The sequence below is a fragment of the Pseudomonas sp. Irchel s3h17 genome, from assembly GCF_900187505.1.
In the GTDB taxonomy this organism is placed as follows: Bacteria; Pseudomonadota; Gammaproteobacteria; order Pseudomonadales; family Pseudomonadaceae; genus Aquipseudomonas.
On the sequence record NZ_FYDL01000005.1, the window covers coordinates 1 to 20,722 of the forward strand.

At 60.9% G+C, this 20,722-nt stretch carries 18 protein-coding genes and 1 pseudogene; 12 read left to right on the plus strand and 7 right to left on the minus strand.

Features of this window, described 5'->3' with window-relative positions; translation table 11 throughout:
• Positions 1-127 precede the first annotated feature (127 nt).
• Positions 128-1,059: pseudogene (locus tag CKW25_RS07900) on the minus strand (helix-turn-helix domain-containing protein); the annotation flags it as partial.
• A gap of 364 nt (positions 1,060-1,423) precedes the next feature.
• On the opposite strand from CKW25_RS07900, the gene CKW25_RS07905 reads away from it, so the two are divergent.
• The 3 genes from CKW25_RS07905 (at position 1,424) to CKW25_RS07915 (ending at position 4,881) form a co-directional block, all read left to right on the plus strand.
• Complete coding sequence (locus CKW25_RS07905) at positions 1,424-3,418, plus strand: nucleoside-diphosphate sugar epimerase/dehydratase (protein ID WP_095078630.1); 1,995 nt, start codon at positions 1,424-1,426, stop codon at positions 3,416-3,418.
• Between the two features lie 114 nt (positions 3,419-3,532).
• Positions 3,533-3,868, plus strand: coding sequence for a helix-hairpin-helix domain-containing protein (locus tag CKW25_RS07910; protein ID WP_095078631.1), 336 nt, complete (start codon positions 3,533-3,535; stop codon positions 3,866-3,868).
• 218 nt (positions 3,869-4,086) lie between these two features.
• Positions 4,087-4,881: an SDR family oxidoreductase gene (locus tag CKW25_RS07915; RefSeq protein WP_095078632.1), complete on the plus strand. Its 795-nt coding sequence runs from the start codon at positions 4,087-4,089 to the stop codon at positions 4,879-4,881.
• 9 nt (positions 4,882-4,890) lie between these two features.
• Here the strand turns inward: CKW25_RS07915 and CKW25_RS07920 are convergent, their stop codons facing one another.
• Positions 4,891-5,448: a TetR/AcrR family transcriptional regulator gene (locus CKW25_RS07920; protein ID WP_095078633.1), complete on the minus strand. Its 558-nt coding sequence runs from the start codon at positions 5,446-5,448 to the stop codon at positions 4,891-4,893.
• A gap of 430 nt (positions 5,449-5,878) precedes the next feature.
• Positions 5,879-6,046: a DUF2897 family protein gene (locus CKW25_RS07925; RefSeq protein ID WP_095078634.1), complete on the minus strand. Its 168-nt coding sequence runs from the start codon at positions 6,044-6,046 to the stop codon at positions 5,879-5,881.
• Between the two features lie 298 nt (positions 6,047-6,344).
• On the opposite strand from CKW25_RS07925, the gene kdpF reads away from it, so the two are divergent.
• From kdpF to CKW25_RS07955, 6 genes are all read left to right on the plus strand, one after another.
• Positions 6,345-6,434, plus strand: coding sequence for a K(+)-transporting ATPase subunit F (gene kdpF / locus CKW25_RS07930; protein WP_019692955.1), 90 nt, complete (start codon positions 6,345-6,347; stop codon positions 6,432-6,434).
• Between the two features lie 8 nt (positions 6,435-6,442).
• A complete protein-coding gene (kdpA, locus tag CKW25_RS07935; protein WP_095078635.1) occupies positions 6,443-8,137 on the plus strand; it encodes a potassium-transporting ATPase subunit KdpA in 1,695 nt (564 codons plus the stop codon).
• A 10-nt stretch (positions 8,138-8,147) separates the two neighbouring features.
• Positions 8,148-10,214, plus strand: coding sequence for a potassium-transporting ATPase subunit KdpB (gene kdpB, locus CKW25_RS07940; RefSeq protein ID WP_095078636.1), 2,067 nt, complete (start codon positions 8,148-8,150; stop codon positions 10,212-10,214).
• A 54-nt stretch (positions 10,215-10,268) separates the two neighbouring features.
• Positions 10,269-10,814 carry a potassium-transporting ATPase subunit KdpC gene (gene kdpC, locus CKW25_RS07945; protein WP_095078637.1) on the plus strand — a complete coding sequence of 182 codons (546 nt, stop codon included), beginning with the start codon at positions 10,269-10,271 and terminating at the stop codon, positions 10,812-10,814.
• Between the two features lie 87 nt (positions 10,815-10,901).
• Positions 10,902-13,553: a sensor histidine kinase KdpD gene (locus tag CKW25_RS07950; protein WP_095078638.1), complete on the plus strand. Its 2,652-nt coding sequence runs from the start codon at positions 10,902-10,904 to the stop codon at positions 13,551-13,553.
• Between the two features lie 60 nt (positions 13,554-13,613).
• Positions 13,614-14,312: a response regulator gene (locus CKW25_RS07955; protein ID WP_095078639.1), complete on the plus strand. Its 699-nt coding sequence runs from the start codon at positions 13,614-13,616 to the stop codon at positions 14,310-14,312.
• Between the two features lie 22 nt (positions 14,313-14,334).
• Here CKW25_RS07955 and CKW25_RS07960 read toward each other — a convergent pair whose 3' ends face one another.
• Positions 14,335-15,372 carry a patatin-like phospholipase family protein gene (locus CKW25_RS07960; protein WP_095078640.1) on the minus strand — a complete coding sequence of 346 codons (1,038 nt, stop codon included), beginning with the start codon at positions 15,370-15,372 and terminating at the stop codon, positions 14,335-14,337.
• A 224-nt stretch (positions 15,373-15,596) separates the two neighbouring features.
• Here CKW25_RS07960 and CKW25_RS07965 point away from each other — a divergent pair, with 224 nt between their 5' ends.
• The 3 genes from CKW25_RS07965 (at position 15,597) to CKW25_RS07975 (ending at position 17,656) form a co-directional block, all read left to right on the plus strand.
• Entirely contained in the window at positions 15,597-15,875 is a 279-nt protein-coding gene (locus CKW25_RS07965; RefSeq protein ID WP_095078641.1) for a hypothetical protein, read from the plus strand.
• Between the two features lie 96 nt (positions 15,876-15,971).
• On the plus strand, positions 15,972-16,739 hold the full coding sequence (locus tag CKW25_RS07970; RefSeq protein WP_095078642.1) for a CHAD domain-containing protein: 768 nt from the start codon (positions 15,972-15,974) through the stop codon (positions 16,737-16,739).
• Between the two features lie 119 nt (positions 16,740-16,858).
• Complete coding sequence (locus tag CKW25_RS07975) at positions 16,859-17,656, plus strand: acyl-CoA thioesterase II (protein ID WP_095078643.1); 798 nt, start codon at positions 16,859-16,861, stop codon at positions 17,654-17,656.
• Here the strand turns inward: CKW25_RS07975 and CKW25_RS07980 are convergent.
• The 3 genes from CKW25_RS07980 to CKW25_RS07990 form a co-directional block, all read right to left on the minus strand.
• On the minus strand, positions 17,653-18,024 hold the full coding sequence (locus tag CKW25_RS07980; protein WP_095078644.1) for an Mpo1-like protein: 372 nt from the start codon (positions 18,022-18,024) through the stop codon (positions 17,653-17,655). The two genes, CKW25_RS07975 and CKW25_RS07980, sit on opposite strands and share 4 nt — an antisense overlap.
• Before the next feature lie 122 nt (positions 18,025-18,146).
• Positions 18,147-19,628 (minus strand): methyl-accepting chemotaxis protein, encoded by a 1,482-nt coding sequence (locus CKW25_RS07985; protein ID WP_095078645.1) that lies wholly within the window; start codon positions 19,626-19,628, stop codon positions 18,147-18,149.
• A 118-nt stretch (positions 19,629-19,746) separates the two neighbouring features.
• Positions 19,747-20,553 carry a TatD family hydrolase gene (locus tag CKW25_RS07990; RefSeq protein WP_095078646.1) on the minus strand — a complete coding sequence of 269 codons (807 nt, stop codon included), beginning with the start codon at positions 20,551-20,553 and terminating at the stop codon, positions 19,747-19,749.
• Positions 20,554-20,722: the final 169 nt, after the last annotated feature.

The following is a 20,722-nucleotide window of genomic DNA, read 5'->3' on the forward strand; positions in this document are numbered from 1 at the left end:
GGAGCGCTTGCCGCATGCGCAGTCGATTGAAGACTATGAAGCGCTGCTGCCATGGAACTGCTCGCCAGAAATGCCACGGTAAACACGAAGCGCTTCTGGCGGTAGGTGTAGTTCATGGATCGGATACGTAGTACTTGCCGCGTATTGGCGACGGCAGATACGTGATGTCCCACGACCAAACCTGATTGGGCGCTTTGGCCGCATGCGTCGTCGGTAATGCGTGACGCCTGGGGCGCTGACTACGACCTCGATATTGCTGTTGACCCGCCGCACGCAAGACGCGATAGAACGTCGCCTCCGACGCCAGATAACGCCCTTGATCAGCCAGGCGCGGCACGATCTGGCTCGGCGGCAGATGGGCATACGCAGGGCTGTTGCACAGCGTCACAATCGCCTGTCGCTCAGCCTCGTTCAACGTATTACGCGGCGTTGGTCGCACGGTGGTCGTTCGAGCATCGGCCTGAACGATCTGGGCCTCGGTCCAGCGTTGCAAGGTTCTGAGTGACAGACCAACCTCCTGGCAGGCCCTGATCTTTCTGGTCCCTGCTGCGACGGCTTCGGTCAACCACGCCACGAGTAATTGCCGTTCCGGCAACGATGTCAGTTGTCCTCGTTGTCGGTCCCCCAGTAGTCGTTGAGCTTTTTTCGCAGCACCAACAACGCGGCTGTTTCAGCGAGCGCCTTGTCTTTGCGACGCAGTTCGCGCTCAAGTTCCTGGATGCGTTTCTTGTCCTTGCGAGACTGCTCCCGATCTTATTTTTGCAGGGCCTTTTCCGATTTCTGGCCGGTGATGAAGGCTTGCCGCCAAGCAGTGATTTGTTCGGGGTAAAGGCCTTTGCGGCGGCAATACTCGCCGAGGTCGATCTCGGACAAACCGGCGGCTTCAAGGACGACAGCAAACTTGGTTTCGGCTGACCAGTTCTCGGCCAACGGCTTGTTTTCGGACACTGCATTTCCTTCAGAACTGAGCTGCTTGCGCCAGTTGGACAAAGACATTTCGCTGACCCCTTCGCGCCGGGAAACCTCGGCCATCGACAGGTTCAGTGGGGGAAGCAGCATCTTGAGTAATGCGGCTCTGCGTTCAGGTGAATAGTACGGCACGACCAGTCTCTTTCCGCCCCCGATATGCTTTTTCAGGAAAAACCGAAGAGGCGACAACTATCCTGACACCGGGGGTGACCACTACAGTTTGGCACGCCTCAATCTTGCTTGTGTATTACTATTCTGTCTCTGTGCTTGGGACGTTTCGGACGGTGTGGCATCATTATTCGTGGCAGCGAATTAATTACGAGTAGGTGATGTCGAACGCTCACAGGTTGCGAGCGAAATTCCGTGCGGGTACGAACGGATGCGTTCTGCTTTTTGGATTTGCCGACACTGAAGGTGAAGGTGAAGGGAGAAAACCTAGGTGAGTGAGGGATTTATGGATAGGGTCAGGGCGTTGCTGTTAGGTCTACCAAGACGGCGCAAGCGACTGATTCAGGTTGCCACGGATATCGTGCTTGTCTGGGTGGCCCTGTGGCTGGCGTTTATCGTCCGACTCGGCATTGACGACATGTACAGCCTCATCAGAACCCACCTCTGGCTGTTTGCCTCTGCGCCTGTCATCGCAATCCCACTGTTTATTCGCTTTGGAATGTATCGTGCGGTCATGCGCTATTTTGGCAACGACGCCCTGATCGCGATTGTAAAAGCTGTCAGTTTGTCTTCTTTGATTCTGGTTGTGGTCGTTTATTGGTACAGCAACCATGAGGCGGTGGTCCCGCGCTCGATCATTTTCAACTATTGGTGGCTGAGCATGGTCATCATTGGCGGCTTGCGACTGTGCATGCGCCAATACTTCATGGGTGACTGGTTCACAGCCGCTCAACACGTGCCGTTTGCCAATCGTGATGATGGCCTGACCAAGGTCGCCATTTATGGGGCAGGTGTTGCCGGCAACCAGCTTGTGGCAGCGCTTCGCATGGGGCGTGTGATGCGACCAGTGGCATTTATCGATGATGATCCTAGTATTTCGGATCGCTCGATATCGGGTCTCCAGGTTTATAAACCTAAACATTTGCAGCAGATGATCGACGTCACCGGCGCTCAGGAAATTCTTCTGGCGCTACCGTCATCCACCCGGGCCCGTCGCAGGGAAATTCTCAATCTGCTGGAAGGCTATCCGCTTCACATTCGCAGTGTCCCCAATTTCACCGATCTGGCCAGTGGCCGTGTGAAGGTCGATGATATTCAGGAGGTGGACATTGCCGACTTGCTTGGGAGGGATTCGGTGCCAGCCCAACCCGATCTGTTGGCACACTGCATCAAGGGCAAGACAGTGATGGTTACCGGGGCGGGTGGCTCAATCGGTTCGGAGTTGTGTCGACAGATTTTCTCCATTGGTCCGACCACGCTTTTGCTGTTCGAGCACAGTGAGTTCAACCTTTACAACATTCTTTCCGAGCTCGAGCGGCGCGCTGCCCGGGAGTCTTCTTCTGTCCGGTTGCTGCCGATCCTGGGGTCCATTCGTCATCCCCATAAACTGCTGGATGTCATGAAAACCTGGAGCGTGGACACCGTCTATCACGCCGCCGCGTACAAGCACGTTCCAATGGTCGAGCACAATATCGCCGAAGGCGTGCTGAACAATGTGATGGGTACGCTTAATACTGCGCAAGCCGCATTGCAGTCGGGTGTCGCCAATTTCGTGCTGATCTCGACCGACAAGGCGGTACGCCCCACCAATGTGATGGGCAGTACCAAGCGTCTTGCCGAGATGACCCTTCAGGCGTTGAGTCGGGAGATTGCGCCGGTATTGTTGGGCGAAAAGGCGAATGTCTCGCGCGTCAACAAGACCCGGTTCACCATGGTGCGCTTCGGCAATGTGCTGGGCTCGTCGGGTTCGGTGATTCCGCTGTTTCATAGTCAGATCAAGTCGGGAGGACCGCTGACGGTCACTCACCCTAAAATCACCCGTTACTTCATGACCATTCCCGAAGCAGCCCAGTTGGTGATTCAGGCCGGCTCAATGGGGCAGGGGGGGGACGTGTTCGTCCTGGATATGGGCGAACCGGTGAAAATCGTCGAGCTGGCGGAGAAGATGATTCACCTGTCAGGTTTGAGTGTACGGTCGGACAAGAACCCTCAAGGTGATATAGAGATCGAGTTCACGGGGCTTCGTCCGGGTGAGAAGTTGTACGAAGAGTTGCTGATCGGCGATAACGTCGCGGCCACTCAGCACCCGATGATCATGACGGCCAATGAAGACCATCTGCCGTGGGATGTGCTCAAGGGGCGTTTGAAGGAGTTGCTCAGCGCCGTTGAGCAGGATGACTACACTCGGGTTCGCCAGCTTCTGCGCGAAACTGTCAGCGGCTACACCCCCGACGGTGAAATCGTTGACTGGATCTACCAGCAGCGTCGCCTCGAACCCTGATTGTTACACACTCTGCAACGGACACATTTTTGACAGAACCGCGCCATGACCTAGTTTTGGGAGGCAGCCTCGCAAAGGTTGCTTCTTCCCTAACGATGTCATGGAGTGTCACTTATGCGTACAGGTTACTTCCTCTCTCTGGTTTTCATCCTGATGACCAGCCTGTCCACTACCGCACTTGCAGCGCCAACGGCGAAGACAGAGGCGGGTGCTGCGCCGGTGACGGTGCCGGCAGTATCGTCGGTCGGGTCCGCAAAGGTTGATTTGAACAAGGCGGATGCCGTGACCTTGCAACGTGATCTCCTGGGAATCGGTGAGGCCAAAGCCAAGGCGATTGTTGCGCATCGTGACAGTAATGGTCCATTTGCATCGGTGGACGAGTTACTGGAGATCAAGGGCATTGGCAAGGCAATCCTGGACAAGAATCGCGACAGGCTTGCCGTGAACTGATGCGTAGATGGGGTGCAAGGGCCGGTCATTGATCGGCCTTTTTTGTGCCTGACGGTTGAGTCTCAGTGCGCTGGCGTCACGTCGCCATTTGTCCGAAAACAAATATTATGTCTGTAATATTATCGTTGGATTATGCCTATAATCAGTTCGCCAGCCCAGTTGGCATTCCGCGAGCGGGGGCATCCAGGTTCCCTACGGCATCTTCCAGGAGTACGGCTATGAATTCTGTTCAGTCCAAAGGTACGGCGCTGGTTACCGGGGCTTCTTCCGGCATAGGCGCTATCTACGCCGAGCGCTTGGCGGCTCGTGGTTTTGACTTGCTGTTGGTGGCTCGCGATGAACAACGGCTGCAACGTGCCGCAATGCGTTTGCGGGCTGAGCATGGGGTGCAGGTGGAAGTGTTGAAGGCGGACCTGACGCTCAAGGCAGATGTGATCACCGTCGAGCAGCGCCTGCGCAGTGATGCGAGTATCAGTTTGCTGCTGAACAACGCCGGTGTGGCGGCTGATGGGACCTTGGCGGGCGCAGACCTGGATCAACTGGAGCGGATGATTCAGCTCAATGTGGTGGCGGTGACGCGCTTGGCCTCGGCGGCCGCGGCGAGTTTTTCACAGGCCGGCAGAGGGGCCATTATTAACATTGCCTCGGTGGTTGCCCTGTTCCCGGAGCGTTTCAACGCGACCTACAGTGCGAGCAAGGCTTACGTGCTGAGCCTGACGCAGTCACTCAACGCGGAGCTCTGTGGTTCGGGGGTTCAGGTTCAGGCTGTTTTGCCAGGTGTGACGCGTACCGAAATCTGGGAGCGCTCAGGGATCGACGCCAGTGCCATACCAGCGGAGATGGTCATGGAGGCCGGGGAGATGGTCGATGCGGCGTTGTCCGGGTTCGACCAGGGGGAACTGGTCACCCTTCCTTCGCTACCCGATGCCGCGGACTGGGACGCTTTTGTTGCCGCGCGCTACGTGTTGGGGCCAAACCTGTCCAGGAATACGGCGGCTGCGCGCTACAAGTAAGGCGGCTCTTTACTCGACCTGTTTTTTAAGGTGTTCACGGGTGACGTCGAGGAGCCGCCGGGCCAGTTCCGGATTTTCGACACTGCGTGACAACAGCAATGCGCCGACCAGGGTCGACATGATGATCAGGCTTTGGTCGGCGGCATTCTCTGCGCCGAGCGCTTGCTCGACCTGTTCGAGTCGCGCATTGAGTACCGCGTCGCTGGTGGGACTGGCCTGGCCACGCAAGCCCAGTTCCGACGACATGGTGGGCAATGGGCAACCCTCGTGGGGAGAGGACTTGTGCCATTCGGACAAGTAGGCGTCGATGAAGGCTTCCAGGGGGCGGTTCTCGGAAAAAAGCTGCGCGCAACGGACACTGACTTCTTCACCGGCCGCTTGCAGGGCTTTCTCCACCAACTCGTCCTTGGACTTGAAGTGAGAGTAGAAGCCACCGTGGGTCAGGCCCAGGGCTTTCATCAAAGGTTGCAGGCCAGTGGCGCCGATACCGTCGCGGCGAAAGCGTGCTGCGGCTTCCTTGATGATGCGCTGATGGGTCTGGGCTTTATGGTCCTGCGAGTAGCGCATCTGAAAATCTCCACGGCGATGAGCCATCTTAACCAAGGTAAATAAGATGGTGACTGTACTTTTACTGCCATAAAGCATGCAGATGCGTCCAACGTGTCAGTAACGCGCGTAAACAGGTGACACGAATACGGATTAATCAGTGACTGGCGATTGTTCAACAAGCGCGAGTTGATGAGGGTGAGTGGCGGATTTCCCGGGCTGACCACACCACACTGGAGCTGCATGCCGACCGCATTGGTGGCCGCTTGCTCCCGGGCAAGGCGCTGGCAGCCCTGGATCTACTGCCCCACGGCTTGACGGACCTCGACATGCATGACGTGCTGAATATTTTCCAATGCGCGGGCACGCACGGGCTGCACATCGCAAAGGCGGATTGGCAGGTGCAGTGAGTGCCGTGGCGAGGGGGCAATTCCCTTGCCACGTTTTTCAATCAGCGATCCTGAGCGTCCTTGGCGTCCATTTCTGCGTTGCGCTCGGCCACACGTTTACGCTGTTCATCGGTCAGCTCAACCTTGTTTGCGGTGTCGCGCAGCAGCATCAGGCCACCGACGATCGAGCCGATTGCAAGTATCAGAATCAACCAGCCATACCAGGGCATAGGGCTCTCCTTAAGTGCAGGCGTCAACGCCGTGCTTGTCCATTTTGAGTCACTGCGTTTGTCAGTGGTTCCATTCTAGGCCTGTTCTGCACGATTGACGTCATTTACGCCGCAGGGCAGCGCATTGCTCGCAGCGGGTGTGCTCGCGATGACCTGGTTCAATCCGCCGTAACAAAGCCATAAAGCCACTCTTTACGCATTCTTTATGCCGCTCCCACCTCCTCGATCTCGTTCTTTTACGGCCCGGCTGCGGACAATGGTTCCACACGCGGCAATCGCCGTACGACGGAGAAATTCCATGAGCGTTCTGGACGGGGTGTCCCTGCTATTGGCGGTTGGACTGTTCATCTATCTATTGGTCGCGCTGTTGCGCGCGGATCAGCACTAGGAGCGGCTATGCACAGTTATGACTATTGGCTGATCCTTGCCTTCTTTGCCGTGGTGCTGGTGCCGGCGCCGTTTCTGGGGCGCTTCTACTACAAGGTGATGGAAGGCCAGCGCACTTGGCTGACGCCGGTTCTGGGGCCGGTGGAGCGCGGCTGTTATCGCGTGGCCGGGGTCGACCCGAAGCGTGAACAGAGTTGGCAGAAATATGCCCTGGCGTTGCTCGCGTTCAACCTCGCGGGCTTTTTGCTGTTGTTCGCGATCCTGCTGTTCCAGAACTACCTGCCGCTCAATCCGCAGCATTTGCCGGGCCAGGAGTGGACGCAGGCCTTCAACACCGCGGTCAGCTTCATGACCAACACCAACTGGCAGTCCTACAGCGGTGAGGCCACCCTGAGCTACTTGAGCCAGATGGTCGGCCTGACCGTGCAGAACTTCGTCAGTGCGGCCACCGGCCTGGCGGTATTGGTAGCGTTGTGCCGCGGTATCAGTCGCAAATCGGCCCAGACCCTGGGTAATTTCTGGGTCGACATGACCCGCGCCACGCTCTATGGCTTGTTGCCGCTGTGCTTGCTGCTGGCATTGTTCCTGGTCTGGCAGGGTGTTCCCCAAACCTTCGCGCAGTATGTGAATGCGCTGACCGTGCAGGGCGTTGACCAGGTGATTCCACTGGGGCCAGCGGCCAGCCAGATTGCAATCAAGCAACTGGGTACCAACGGTGGTGGCTTCTTCGGTGTCAACTCGGCGCATCCGTTCGAGAACCCCACGGCCTGGAGCAACCTGTTCGAGGTCTCCTCGATCATTCTGATTCCCGCAGCGCTGGTGTTCACCTTCGGCCATTACGTCAAGGACCTGCGTCAGAGCCGGGCCATCATCGGCTGCATGCTCGCGCTGTTCTTGATCGGTGGTGCGGTGTCGCTGTGGGCTGAAAACCAGCCGAACCCGAGCCTGAGCAATGCAGCGGTCGAGCAAGCCGCACCCCTGGAAGGCAAGGAAGCGCGCTTCGGGACCACCGCGACCGTGCTGTGGTCGGTGACCACCACGGCCGCCTCCAATGGCTCGGTCAACGGCATGCATGACAGCCTCAACCCACTGAGCGGCATGGTTGCACTGGTCAACATGATGGTCGGCGAGGTGATTTTCGGCGGTGTCGGTGCCGGCCTCTACGGCATGCTGCTCAACGTCCTGATCGCCGTGTTCCTTGCCGGCCTGATGATCGGGCGCACACCGGAATACCTGGGCAAGAAATTGCAGGCCAGGGAAGTCCAGTTGCTGGTGGTGACCTTGCTGGTGATGCCGGTTGGCGTGCTGGTGCTTGGTGCCCTGGCGGCAAGCCTGCCTGGCCCGGCGGCCACCATCAGTAACCCGGGACCCCATGGCTTCAGCCAGTTGCTGTACGCCTACACCTCGGCCAGCGCCAACAATGGCTCCGCCTTCGCTGGCCTGGGTGCCAACACGCCGTTCCACAACCTGATGCTGGGGCTGGGCATGTTGATCGGGCGCTTCGGCTACATCCTTCCGGTCCTGGCGCTTGCCGGCAGCCTGGCGATGAAGAAAGCCGCGCCGATTGGCCAGAACAGCTTCCCGACCCATGGCCCGCTGTTTGTCACCTTGCTGACCGTGACCATTCTGTTGGTGGGTGGCTTGACCTTCCTGCCGACCCTGGCGCTGGGTCCTATCGCTGATCACCTGAGCATGGGCTTCTAAGGAATCCATCATGAATATGCACGTTCCTGCCTCAAAACAAGCAGCTCCCGCCAAATCGGTCGAGGTGCCTAAAACAGCGATTTCGGCCCTGTGGCGACCGGCGCTGGTGCAAGCGTTCGTCAAGCTGGACCCGCGGCAGCTCAAGCGTTCGCCGGTGATGCTGGTGGTCGAGCTGACGGCCATCCTCACCACGGTGCTGTGCTTTATCCCGGACGCGGCGGTGCCGTCCTTTGTCGCGGCGCAAATTGCCCTGTGGCTGTGGTTCACCGTGTTGTTCGCCAACTTCGCCGAGGCGCTCGCCGAAGGTCGTGGCAAGGCGCGCGCCGATAGCCTCAAGGCCGGCAGCGAAGGCCTGAGCGCACGGCGCAAACAAGCCGACGGCCGCTTTCAGGTCGTGCCGGCGAGTTCATTGCGCAAGGGCGATGTGATACGGGTTGAGGCCGGGGAGATGATTCCCGGTGACGGTGAAGTGATCGAAGGCATCGCGGCGGTCAACGAAGCGGCGATTACCGGCGAATCCGCACCGGTGATTCGTGAGTCCGGCGGTGATCGTTCGGCAGTCACCGGCAATACCCGGCTGGTCTCCGACTGGTTGCTGGTGCGCATCACCGTCAACCCGGGTGAGTCGACACTGGACCGCATGATCGCGCTGGTGGAAGGCGCCAAGCGGCAGAAAACGCCGAACGAAGTGGCGCTGGATATTCTGCTGATCGGCCTGACCATGATCTTCCTCGTGGTGGTCGTGACCCTGCAGCCGTTCGCCCACTTCGCCAGTGGCAACCTGCCGCTGGTGTTTCTGGTGGCGCTGTTGGTCACGCTGATTCCGACCACCATTGGTGGCTTGCTGTCGGCCATCGGTATTGCCGGGATGGACCGTCTTGTGCGCTTGAACGTCATTGCCAAATCCGGTCGTGCGGTGGAAGCCGCGGGTGACGTACACGTGCTGCTGCTGGACAAGACCGGCACCATCACCTTCGGTAATCGTCGTTGCAGCGCTATCTACGCAGCGCCTGGCGTCAGTTCCAAGGAGCTGGCCGAAGGGGCGCTGTTCGCCTCGCTGGCCGATGACACGGCCGAGGGCAAGTCGATTGTCGAGTACCTGCGCGGCCTTTATCCACAGGCCGAGCCGTCCGCTGAGGCGCTGACCGCCGTGCCATTCAGCGCCGAGACCCGCTTGTCCGGTGTTGACTATCAAGGCCGTGTCTATCGCAAGGGGGCCGTGGACTCGGTGCTGGCGTTTGTTGGCCTGACGCGTGCCGACATGCTGCCTCCGATGTCGCGGGAAATCGACAAGATCGCCCAGAGCGGTGGTACGCCGTTGCTGGTGTGTGCCGAGGGCAAGTTGCTCGGCGCGATCCACCTCAAGGACGTGGTCAAGCCGGGTATTCGTGAGCGTTTTGCCGAGCTGCGCAAGCTGGGGATTCGCACTGTCATGGTCACCGGCGACAACCCGCTGACCGCCGCCGCGATTGCCGCTGAAGCCGGCGTGGATGACGTGTTGGCCGAGGCCACACCCGAGAAAAAACTCGCCCGCATTCGTCACGAGCAAAACGACGGTCGTCTGGTGGCCATGTGTGGCGACGGCGCCAACGATGCTCCGGCACTGGCTCAAGCGGATGTCGGGATGGCGATGAACGACGGCACGCAGGCCGCTCGCGAAGCGGCGAACATGGTCGACCTCGACAGCGATCCGACCAAGCTGCTGGACGTGGTGCAGATCGGCAAAGAGTTGCTGGTTACCCGTGGTGCGCTGACGACGTTCTCCATCGCCAACGACGTCGCCAAGTACTTTGCGATCCTGCCGGCCTTGTTCGCCTCGATTTATCCACAGCTGGGCGTGCTGAACATCATGCACTTGAGCAGTCCCCAGAGCGCGATTCTGTCGGCCATCGTCTTCAACGCCCTGATCATCGTTGGCTTGATCCCGTTGGCGTTGCGTGGGGTACGGGTCCAGGCCGCGAGCGCGGCGCATTTGCTGCGTCGCAACCTGCTGATCTACGGCGTGGGTGGGATCGTGGTGCCGTTCGTGGGCATCAAGCTGATCGACATGCTGCTGACGGCGCTGCACCTGGTGTAACTGCTGCACGCCGCGCCCCGGGCGTGGCGTTCACCCTGAATTGAGGTTTTTGACATGTCCACAATGATTCGTCCGGCCTTGAGCCTGCTTGTCCTGATGACGCTGGTCACGGGCGTCGCTTATCCACTGGTGGTGACCGGTATCGCCCAGGTCGCCTTCCCCGGCCAGGCCAATGGCAGCCTGGTGCGTGATGCCGATGGCAAGGTTCGTGGCTCTTCCCTGATTGCCCAGGATTTCGTCGGTGACGCCTGGTTCCACCCACGGCCATCGGCCGGCGGATTTGCCACGGTTGCCAGCGGCGCCAGCAACCTGGCACCGAGCAATCCGGCCCTGGCGACGCGGGTGATCGACGACGCCACCCAGCAGTGGGTCCCAGGCCAGGGGCCGGTTCCCCTGGCGTTGCTGACCACGTCCGGCAGTGGCCTCGATCCACACTTGCCACCTGCCGCGATTACCTATCAACTGGCGCGGGTGGCAGCGGCGCGTGATGTGCCGGTTGCCACCTTGCAACAGTTGCTCGACGCCCACATCGAACGGCCATGGGTGGGGCCACCGGTGGTCAATGTGCTGGAATTGAACCGGGCACTGGACGCGTTGTAGACACGTGATTGGCCGGGACGCCGAACGTCCCGGTCTGTATTCCCGAGCCAGGCCCGGGAGCGAACAACCTGAAAGAAAGAGACCCTGATGAGTGACTCCGGCCGCGCCGATGCACTGCTAGCTGAACTGCCCCGCGACGGTCGCGGCCGACTCAAGGTGTTTCTGGGTGCCGCCCCCGGTGTCGGCAAGACCTACGCCATGCTGCAGGCCGCCCACACCCAGTTGCGTCAGGGTGTGAAAGTCATCGCCGGGGTGGTGGAAACCCATGGTCGTGCAGAGACCGAAGCGCTGCTCGCCGGCTTGGCGCAGCAACCCTTGGTGCGCTCCGAATACCGCGGCGTGATGCTGGAGGAGATGGACCTCGATGGCCTGCTCAAGGCCAGGCCGAAACTGGTGCTGGTGGATGAGCTGGCACACAGCAACGCCCCCGGCAGCCGGCATGCCAAGCGCTGGCAGGACATCCAGGAGCTGCTCGCGGCGGGTATCGACGTGTTCACCACCGTCAACGTCCAGCACCTTGAAAGTCTCAACGATCAGGTGCGCGGTATCACCGGCGTTCAGGTGCGTGAAACCTTACCCGACTGGGTGCTGCAGGAAGCCTACGAGCTGCTGTTGATCGACCTGCCGCCACGAGAGTTGTTGGAGCGCTTGCGCGACGGCAAGGTCTATGTGCCCGAACAGGCGCGGGCGGCAATCGATGCCTTCTTCACCCAGACCAACCTCACCGCGCTGCGTGAGCTGGCCATGCAAACGGCGGCGGCCCAGGTCGATGATGACCTCAGTCGCGGCTATCGACAGCTGGGGCAGGCGGCCCCCGCGGTACGTGGTCGCTTGCTGGTGGGGGTGGACGGCGATGCCCAGGCAGAACGCCTGGTGCGTCACGCCAGTCGGGTCGCGCAGCGCCGGCATTTGCCCTGGAGCCTGGTGCATGTGGATAACGGCCGCGTGGGCGATGAACAGTCGCGCCTGCGTCTGCAAAATGCCCAGCAACTGGCGGAACGGCTGGGCGGGGAGGTGGTACTGCTGCGCGCCGGTGAAGTGGCGAAAACCCTGATCCAGCACGCCGCCGAGCGGCGTGCCAGCCTGCTGTTGGTCGGTCAGTCGCGCCCGCGCCTGCGTCGTCGAGTGTTGGGTGGCGGGTTGGCGTCGCGCTTGTTGCGCAATGCCCGAGGTCTGGAAATCAACGTTCTGGACAGCGACGAACAACAGTTCCAGCCACGTCAGCGTTCGGTGCAGTCGCTGGTCTGGTTCGACTATGCGCTGGCGCTGCTGGCAACGGTGCTGGCCACCGGTATTGCGTGGGCGGTGTCGAGCCTGCTGCCGTTGCCGAACATTTCGCTGGTGTTCCTTGCGGCGGTGTTGCTGGTGGCGGTGCGCAGCAGCCTGGGACCGGCGCTGGCGTGCGCGGCGTTGTCCTTTCTGACCTACGACTTTCTGTTTATTCCACCGACCTTTTCCTTCGCGATCCAGCGTGAAGAGGATGTGCTGACGTTGCTGTTTTTCCTGTTGATGGCGGCGCTCACCGGCAACCTGGCGGCGCGCCAGCGGCGACAGTTGCAGGCATTGCGCGACACCCAGGAGGAAACCAGCGAGTTGCTCGACCTGTCGCGCAAACTCACTGCGGCCACTGACCGGCAGGCCGTGGTCAGCGCGGCCGCACAGCACCTGGTGGGCTGGAGCGATATGCAACTGTGCCTGGTCAATCGTGACGGGCAGGCGGGCTGGAAGGTCGAGGCCGGTGGTCCGATACAATTTTCCGACGCCGAGCGCGCGGCGGCCGATTGGGCCTGGCAGTATGATCAACCGGCCGGCATGGGCACGGGCACCTTGCCGTTTGGCCGTTGGTGGTGGTGGCCGTTGTCGATCGACGACGGGCCGTTGGGCCTGCTCGGTGTATGCCCGAAGGAGGGGCAGCCGCTCAGTGGCCAGCGTCGGCGCTTGCTGACCGCGTTGAGCCAACCGCTGGCGCAAGCGTTGGCCCGCGCCCAGTTGGCCGAAGACCTTGAAGCGGCACGCCTGCACGGTGAAACCGAACAACTGCGCAGCGCTCTGCTGGCGTCGGTATCCCACGATCTGCGCACGCCGCTGACCTCCATGCGCGGCAGCATCGACAGCTTGCTGGCGCTGGGCGAGGCGATTCCGTTGGCGGATCGTCGCGAGTTGCTTGAAGGTACCCGGGATGAAGCCGAGCGCCTGGATCGCTACATCCAGAACCTGCTGGACATGACGCGCCTGGGGCACGGCGCATTGAAGCTGGCGCGGGACTGGGTGTCGCCTGCCGATATCGTCGGCAGCTCACTCAACCGCCTGCGCGCGGTGCTGGCGCCCTTGCAGGTGAGTGTCGAGGCCCCAGGCGAGTTGCCGCTGCTCTTCGTGCATGCGGCATTGATCGAGCAGGCGCTGGTCAACATACTGGAAAACGCCGCACGCTTTTCACCGGTCCATGGCCGCTTGCAACTGCGTGCCGGTGTCGCCGACAGCGAACTGTTTTTTGCCGTGAGTGATGAGGGTCCGGGTATTCCCGAAGCGGAGCGGGCGAAGATCTTCGACATGTTCTACACAGCCGCCCGGGGTGATCGAGGGGGGCAGGGGACGGGCCTGGGCCTGGCGATCTGTCAGGGCATGGTCGGTGCGCACGGTGGGCGAATCAGCGTGGCCGACGGCATTGACGGGCGTGGCACCTGCATCACCATTCACCTGCCGTTGCAGGAGCAGCCGGGGATGGACAGTGAAGCTTGATGCGACCTGCGCTACGCTTGCGGCTCTTTGTTTGCCATTTCCTCTTATTGATGTGAATCCATGAGCCAGACCGCGACCATCCTGGTCATTGACGATGAACCGCAGATCCGCAAATTCCTGCGCATCAGCCTGGCCTCCCAGGGCTACAAAGTGCTTGAAGCCGGCACCGGCAACGAAGGCCTGGCCCAGGCCGCGCTGAACAAGCCGGACCTGCTGGTGCTCGACCTCGGCTTGCCCGACATGGACGGCCAGCAAGTGCTGCGCGAGTTTCGCGAATGGTCGACGGTGCCGGTGCTGGTGCTGTCGGTGCGCGCCAGCGAAGGGCAGAAAGTCGAAGCCCTGGACGGCGGCGCCAACGACTATGTGACCAAGCCGTTCGGCATCCAGGAATTTCTGGCGCGGGTCCGTGCACTGTTGCGTCAGGCACCCGCGGGCGAAGCCCGGGAGGCGGCGTTGTCCTTCGGTCCGTTGACCGTGGACCTGGCGTACCGACGGGTGCTGCTCGATGGCGCCGAGGTGGCGTTGACCCGCAAGGAGTACGCCGTGCTGGCGCAATTGGCGCGCCATGCCGGGCGGGTCATCACCCAGCAGCAACTGCTCAAGGATATCTGGGGCCCGACCCATGTCGAGGACAGTCATTACCTGCGGATCGTGGTCGGGCACCTGCGGCAGAAGCTGGTAGACGACCCGACCCGACCCCGGTTCATCCTGACCGAGGCGGGGGTGGGGTATCGGTTGTTGAGCGAGGGGAGCCAATGATCCCGCCCGGGATGCGGGCTCCTCAGTCGCGCTCGTTCTCGTAGCGATCCAGGGTGTCGCGGGCAATTTCCCGTCCCAGGGCGATCAGTTCCGGCGCCTTGTAGAACTCGAAGAACCGGCAGACCCGCTTCGGTACGTTGATCAGGATGTCCGGTGGGTAACCGGCGATCTTGTATTGCGCCAAGGAGGTTTGCATCACCTCGAAACTCTGGTTGATCAAGTCCAGCAGCGAGGCCGGACCCACGTTGTCGATGATGAACGACCCCGTGGCGGATTTTGGAGCACCTTCGTTTTCCGGGCCCGCGGCGGGTTGCTGGGCTTCGGGGGCGGGGGACTCGATCCACGGATTGATCTCGGCGGCCTCACTGCGCAGTGCTTCCTGTTCCAGCAGCAGCAATTGTTCGGCTTGTTTACGGCGAAACGGCAGGTGCGAACCCACGGAGTTGATCAGGCTGTCGAACCGGCTTTTGAACGCGGCAGGTCGCTGGATCACCGGCAGTTGGTAATGCTTCTGGTTGGTGGAGTTGAGGTTGACCGCGATGATCAGGTCACAATGGCTCGACACCACCGGCACGATCGGCAGCGGGTTGAGCAGGCCGCCGTCCACCAGCATGCGGTTGCCTTGCATGACGGGAGTGAACAGGCTCGGAATGGCCGCCGAGGCACGCATGGCCTGGTGCAGGCAACCTTCCTGGAACCAGATTTCCTGCTGGTTGGTCAGGTCCGTGGCCACCGCCGTATAGGGGATACGCAATTGTTCGATGTTGATCTCGCCGACGATCTTGCGGATTTGCCCGAAGACTTTCTCGCCACGAATGGCGCCCAGGCGAAAGCTCACGTCCACCAGGCGCAGCACATCGAGGTAGTCCAGGCTTTCGATCCAGTCACGGTAATCGTTGAGTTTGCCGGCGGCATAAATGCCACCGACCACCGCGCCCATGGAGCAGCCGGCAACACAGGCAATGTCGTAACCACGGCGTTCAATTTCTTCGATGACCCCGATATGGGCATAGCCCCGGGCGCCACCTGAGCCCAGCACCAGTGCGACACGCTTTTTCATGTACTCGTCCTTACGTCAAACAGGCTTCAACAATGCACCCATCGAGGGGCGTGCTTCAATCATGTTGATCGGGCGTGCATGATGCGCGTCGTTTTTTCGACATTCGATGACGGCACATGAGTGCTCTGGCGGCCGCTATAGTTTCCAGCGACGCTGCAAGGCACTTTTGGCCGCGTTGACCGTCTTACCCAGCATGATTGTTTTTTTACCTTGAGGTGTCATTGATGAAAGCCTGGATCTGTCTGCCATTGATTGCGTTGGTACTTGCCGGTTGCGCGGGTAAAACCGCCTACCGTGACAGTTGTGGTAGCCAACTGGATGCGGCCTGGAAAGAGCTGGATCTGGCCAAGGCCGAAGGGTTTGCCGGTACCGTGAGTTACTCCAAGGCGTTGTCGCTGCTGACCGGGGCCAAGACCCAGCAGCAGTTCGAGGCCTTCGAAGGTTGCGCCAACAAGGCCCAGAAGGCGCGCTTCTACATCCGTGAGTCCCGCGCGGGTCGTTGAACCATCATGACCTGGCGCAATACAGGCGCCAGGTAGCCGGCCCAGTATGGGCCTATGCTTGTGCTCTGGTGTGGATGCCTGACCTGGGAGAAGACGATGTCTGCGTTGGTAGATCGGTTAGTGTCCCGGGTCCTGGGGCTGGAGGTGCGTTTGCTGGCCTGTCAGGCCCGGCTGAGTGCAAGCACCGACGCCGAAGCGTTGCATGATTTGCGCATCTCGGTTCGCCGTTTGCGCAGCCTGTTGCGACCCTTGCGGGGCTTGCCCGGGGTTGAGCAACTGGAGGTGGCCGCGGCGGCGGTGGGCACCCTGACGACCCCCTTGCGCGACCGTGAAGTGCTGGCTGTCTATCTGCTCCAGCATGGGCAGCGGCAAGCGGCCGAGCATCGCATGCTGCAGATGAGCCAGGCGTACCCGGCGGTGGCGGACAGCCCGCAGCTGGCGCAGTTGATGATGATCCTCGACGCGTTTCCGCGTTTTCTACGCGCCTGTGAGCGCCAGGGGTTGCTCAAAGGTTTGCGCAGGCGCATCGAGAAGCGTCTGGCCAAGCAGTGGAGAACCCTGGATCACACCCTGCACGATCCCGCCCACGATCGCCACCGCCTGCGTCTGCTGATCAAGCGGGTGCGCTATGCCATCGAAGCCTACCCCGAGCTGGATCGCCTGCCTGCGGCTGCCACGGCACGGCTCAAGGCGGCACAAGGCGCCCTGGGGGATTGGCATGATTGTTTGCAATGGCTGGCGCGGGCCGAACATGAGCCCGACTTGTCGCCCTGCGTGGAGGGCTGGAAGGTGACCATGGCCACGGCTGAAAGCCGTGCCGATCGGGTGCTCGACAAGCTCAGTGCGGCTTGCTTCAAGTCTTGATCGCATGGCATTGCCCGAGCATCCGGCCTATCTGTCCGTTTCTTTGGCCGGAATAGGCGCTGTACCGGGGGCGAAGGCTGGTTAAGATCCGTCAGTCTTTTCCTAGCCTTGAGGTGTTCATGCGCTTTTCAGAATTACTCGACGCCGTGCGCAACTCGCCTGATGAGCTGGTGATACCGGCGCAGTGGGGGCAGGGCCGCGCCAGTTTCGGTGGTCTGGTGGCCGCGCTGCAGTACGAAGCCATGCGTGCGAAAGTCCCGGCCGAACGCCCGGTACGCTCGTTGGCGATTACCTTTGTCGGTCCGGCCGAGCCCGGTGTTCCCATCCGCTTCGAAGTGGAAGTCTTGCGTGAAGGCAAGGCGGTCAGCCAGGTACTGGGTCGAGCACTGCAAAATGGTCAGGTGGTGACTGTGGTGCAGGGCAGCTTCGGTGCCTCGCGTCCTTCCGAAATCGCGGTGACGGCCCTGCCGGCACCCGAGATGATGCATTGGGACGATTGTCAGGAGCTGCCCTACATCAACGGCGTGATGCCTGAGTTCATGCGCCACCTGGCGATGCGCTGGGGTGTCGGTGGCATGCCGTTTACCGGCAACAAGTCCCGGGACATGGGGGGCTGGGTTCGCTTGCGCGGCGGCGTACAGGACGAGCCGGTGAGCGAAGCGCACATCCTGGCGCTGGTGGACGCCTGGCCACCGGCCTTGTTGCCGCACCTGGCGAAGCCCGCGGCAGGCAGTACCCTGACCTGGACCATCGAATTCGTACAGCCCCTGCTGGCCGTGAGCACGCTGGACTGGTGCAAGTACCATGTGGAAATCGAGCATGCCCGTGATGGATATGGGCATGCCGCCGCCGCGTTGTGGAACCAGGAGGGCGAGTTGATTGCCCTTAGCCGACAGACCGTGACGATTTTCGCTTAACGATCTTTATGCCGGTGGCGTTCGCACCAGGCGCGCCACCAGCGGCCACTGAAGAGAAAACGCGGGAACGTCAGGAACTGCTCCACCAGCAAGCGCGACACCGCATCCTTGCGATCACTGAATGGCTCGGAGGCCTGCGCCTCCAGCCTGTGACCATGACGCTGCAAACCCAGGGCTGCCAGCAGGCCGACAATGCCGATGGCGACGTTCCCAAGGTTCAGGCCGAACACCCCGGAAACGATCAGCAAAAATGCCAGGATGAACAGCGGCACGGCAATCAGGTGCAACACCAGATTGGTCGGATGCTGGTGATTGTTCGGGTACTCCCGCCATTGCCAGGCGGGAAGGTTGGGGTGACGTTTGCCCATCGTGATAGTCCTCGATCCGTGAAACTCATACCTGAAGAATAGGCGGGGTAGAGGTCGACGGCGAATCAAGGTTGGCTATCGAAGTGATAGGCGGTCACGGCCAATGATGAGGATGCCCCGGGTCAAAGCTTCAGTTGCCCGATGGCCTTGCTCAACTCTCCCGCCAGTGTTGCCAGCTCATTGCTGGTGGTGGCCGAGTCCACCGTCTGCTGTACCGTTGACTCGGTGACGTCACGAATACTCACCACGGCGCGGTTCATTTCTTCGGCGACCTGGCTCTGCTGCTCGGCGGCCACCGCAATCTGGGTATTGCTTTCACGCATCTGGGCCACGGCGCTGGTGATCTGCGCCAGTGCGGCATCCGCCTCCCGGGCCTGTTGCATGCAGTCGTCGGCCTTGTAGGAACTCTCCTGCATGAAGTCCACGGCGTCCCGGGTACCGGTCTGCAAGGTCGACACCATGCGGGTGATTTCGTCGGTAGAGGCCTGCACGCGCTTGGCCAGGTTACGCACCTCGTCGGCAACCACGGCGAAGCCTCGACCCATTTCCCCGGCCCGCGCCGCTTCAATGGCGGCGTTCAGGGCCAGCAGGTTGGTTTGCTCGGCGATGCTATGGATCACGCTGACCACGCCATTGATTTTCTGACTGTCCTCGGCCAGGCGTTGAATCATCTCGGCGGTTTGCTGCACGCCGGTGGACAGCCCGGCAATCGATGTTTGCACCCGACCCACCACCTCCTGACCACTGCCGGCGAGGATGTCGGCGGTCTTCGACAGGTCACGCGTGGCGCCGGCATGCTGGGCGATGTGATACACCGTGGCCGACATCTCATTGATGGCGGTGGCGGCCTGATCGGTTTCGCTTTGCTGGCCGAGCATGCCCTGGCGTACGTCGTTCATGCTGCTCGCCAGGCGCGCCGCGCCGACATCCAGTTGGCGCGCAGTGTGGGCCACGGTGCTGACCACCCGTTGGTAGCCGGCCTGCATGGCGTTGAAGGCGCTGGCCATCTGCCCGACCTCATCGGTGCAGGACAGCGGCACGCGCGCCGACAGGTCACCGGTTTTCTCCACATGCAGCATGACGTCCTTGAGGGTGTTGAGCTGGCTCAGCAGGAAGCGGATCAACAGCTGCGAGGCACAGAGCATCGCCAGCATGAGGATGAACACGGCCATTGCATAGTTGGCAAAACGATCGCTGAACACCTGGCTTAGGCTCGGGCCATAGGCCAGGACGGCGGTGTATTGGCCATTGCCCCGCGACACCACTTCGGCGCCGATCAAGTGTGTTTTGCCGAACAGCGGCAAGGGGTTGATGTCGACCCAGCCGTTGGCGTCGATCAATTGGGGCAGTGGCTGATCATTGAGCCTGGGTGTCTGGCCCTTGTTGAAGTTCAGCAAGGTATCGGCCTGGGGCAGTGCCTGACCGGCGGGCCACGCCGTGATCAACCGTGCCTGAGCGCTGGCCGCCTGCTGTGAAGCCTGGCTGCGCGCCTGTTGTTCCAGCTGCACGGCATATAGCACCAAGAGCAATGTGGTGACGAAAGCGACGGCGTTGACCGCCCAGAATTTGTATTTCAGCGAGATATTGCTAAGCCAGGCACCCATGGAAGGTCTTCTCTGATAGCGGAAACAGTATTGGCAAGGTGCCATCATTGTGCCGCTACTCAGGAGAAAAATTTTTGATGTGGATCAAGTCCACTGGGCGGCACAGAGGCGCACCGACTCAATCAATCGCAGGCAATGCAAAAAACGCCCGTGCGCAGGCGGTGCTGTGTGCCGCCAGATCTTCCAGCGACTCGCCACGATGCAGCGCGACTTCACGCAGTACTTCCGTCAGGTACGCCGGCTCATTGCGACCGTTCTTCGGCTTGGGGCGCAAGCTGCGGGGCAACAGATAGGGCGCATCGCTTTCAAGCATCAAGCGTCCACGGGCAATCTCGCGTACCAGCGGGTGCAAGTGCGTGCCCCGGCGTTCATCGCAGATCCAGCCGGTGATGCCGATGTGCAGGTCCAGATCGAGGTAACTGAACAGCGCCTTCTTTTCACCGGTGAAGCAATGCACCACGGCCGCCGGTAACCGGTCTCGGTAATCGCGCAGGATTTCCAGCAGGCGCTGGCTGGCGTCACGCTCATGCAGGAATACCGGCAATTGCAGGTCGACGGCCATTGCCAGGTGCTCTTCGAGTACCTTTTCCTGTTGCGGGCGTGGCGAGAAATCGCGATTGAAATCCAGCCCGCATTCACCCACCGCCCGCACGTTCGGCTCTTTGAGCAAACGGTGTAAACGCTGAGCGCTGTCGGCATTCCAGTCGCTGGCGGAGTGTGGATGAATGCCGGCGGTGGTGAACAACCGCTGCCCGGTTTCGTCCAGTTGCTGGCACAGCTCCAGGGCCTGCTCGCTGCCCTCGACACTGGTGCCGGTCAGCACCAGTTGGCAGACGCCAGCGGCATAGGCACGGTCCAGTACCGCCTGGTGTTTGTCGGCGAAACTGGGGTTGGTCAGGTTGACGCCGATATCGATGAGTTGCATGGTGCTACCCTAGGCCAATGGCCGGAAAGCATACCAGAGCTGTAGATTTATAAGAAAAACCAAGAACTACAACGAGTTATAGCTGTCTTTTGATGCCGAAAATGCACTTCGGCGGTTTTTTCCGTCGCCGATTGAGGCTTTCGCACCCTTGCCAGCGCTCCAGGCGCTC

Excerpts from the sequence above, each read along its gene's own strand:
- CKW25_RS07910 (WP_095078631.1), top strand. The coding sequence starts at position 3,533 with ATGCGTACAGGTTACTTCCTCTCTCTGGTTTTCATCCTGATGACCAGC.
- CKW25_RS07925 (WP_095078634.1), bottom strand. The coding sequence starts at position 6,046 with ATGCCCTGGTATGGCTGGTTGATTCTGATACTTGCAATCGGCTCGATC.
- CKW25_RS07955 (WP_095078639.1), top strand. The coding sequence starts at position 13,614 with ATGAGCCAGACCGCGACCATCCTGGTCATTGACGATGAACCGCAGATC.
- CKW25_RS07985 (WP_095078645.1), bottom strand. The coding sequence starts at position 19,628 with ATGGGTGCCTGGCTTAGCAATATCTCGCTGAAATACAAATTCTGGGCG.
- kdpB (WP_095078636.1), top strand. The coding sequence starts at position 8,148 with ATGAATATGCACGTTCCTGCCTCAAAACAAGCAGCTCCCGCCAAATCG.
- kdpF (WP_019692955.1), top strand. The coding sequence starts at position 6,345 with ATGAGCGTTCTGGACGGGGTGTCCCTGCTATTGGCGGTTGGACTGTTC.
- CKW25_RS07920 (WP_095078633.1), bottom strand. The coding sequence starts at position 5,448 with ATGCGCTACTCGCAGGACCATAAAGCCCAGACCCATCAGCGCATCATC.
- kdpC (WP_095078637.1), top strand. The coding sequence starts at position 10,269 with ATGTCCACAATGATTCGTCCGGCCTTGAGCCTGCTTGTCCTGATGACG.
- CKW25_RS07990 (WP_095078646.1), bottom strand. The coding sequence starts at position 20,553 with ATGCAACTCATCGATATCGGCGTCAACCTGACCAACCCCAGTTTCGCC.
- CKW25_RS07915 (WP_095078632.1), top strand. The coding sequence starts at position 4,087 with ATGAATTCTGTTCAGTCCAAAGGTACGGCGCTGGTTACCGGGGCTTCT.
- CKW25_RS07905 (WP_095078630.1), top strand. The coding sequence starts at position 1,424 with ATGGATAGGGTCAGGGCGTTGCTGTTAGGTCTACCAAGACGGCGCAAG.
- kdpA (WP_095078635.1), top strand. The coding sequence starts at position 6,443 with ATGCACAGTTATGACTATTGGCTGATCCTTGCCTTCTTTGCCGTGGTG.
- CKW25_RS07965 (WP_095078641.1), top strand. The coding sequence starts at position 15,597 with ATGAAAGCCTGGATCTGTCTGCCATTGATTGCGTTGGTACTTGCCGGT.
- CKW25_RS07980 (WP_095078644.1), bottom strand. The coding sequence starts at position 18,024 with ATGGGCAAACGTCACCCCAACCTTCCCGCCTGGCAATGGCGGGAGTAC.
- CKW25_RS07975 (WP_095078643.1), top strand. The coding sequence starts at position 16,859 with ATGCGCTTTTCAGAATTACTCGACGCCGTGCGCAACTCGCCTGATGAG.
- CKW25_RS07970 (WP_095078642.1), top strand. The coding sequence starts at position 15,972 with ATGTCTGCGTTGGTAGATCGGTTAGTGTCCCGGGTCCTGGGGCTGGAG.
- CKW25_RS07950 (WP_095078638.1), top strand. The coding sequence starts at position 10,902 with ATGAGTGACTCCGGCCGCGCCGATGCACTGCTAGCTGAACTGCCCCGC.
- CKW25_RS07960 (WP_095078640.1), bottom strand. The coding sequence starts at position 15,372 with ATGAAAAAGCGTGTCGCACTGGTGCTGGGCTCAGGTGGCGCCCGGGGC.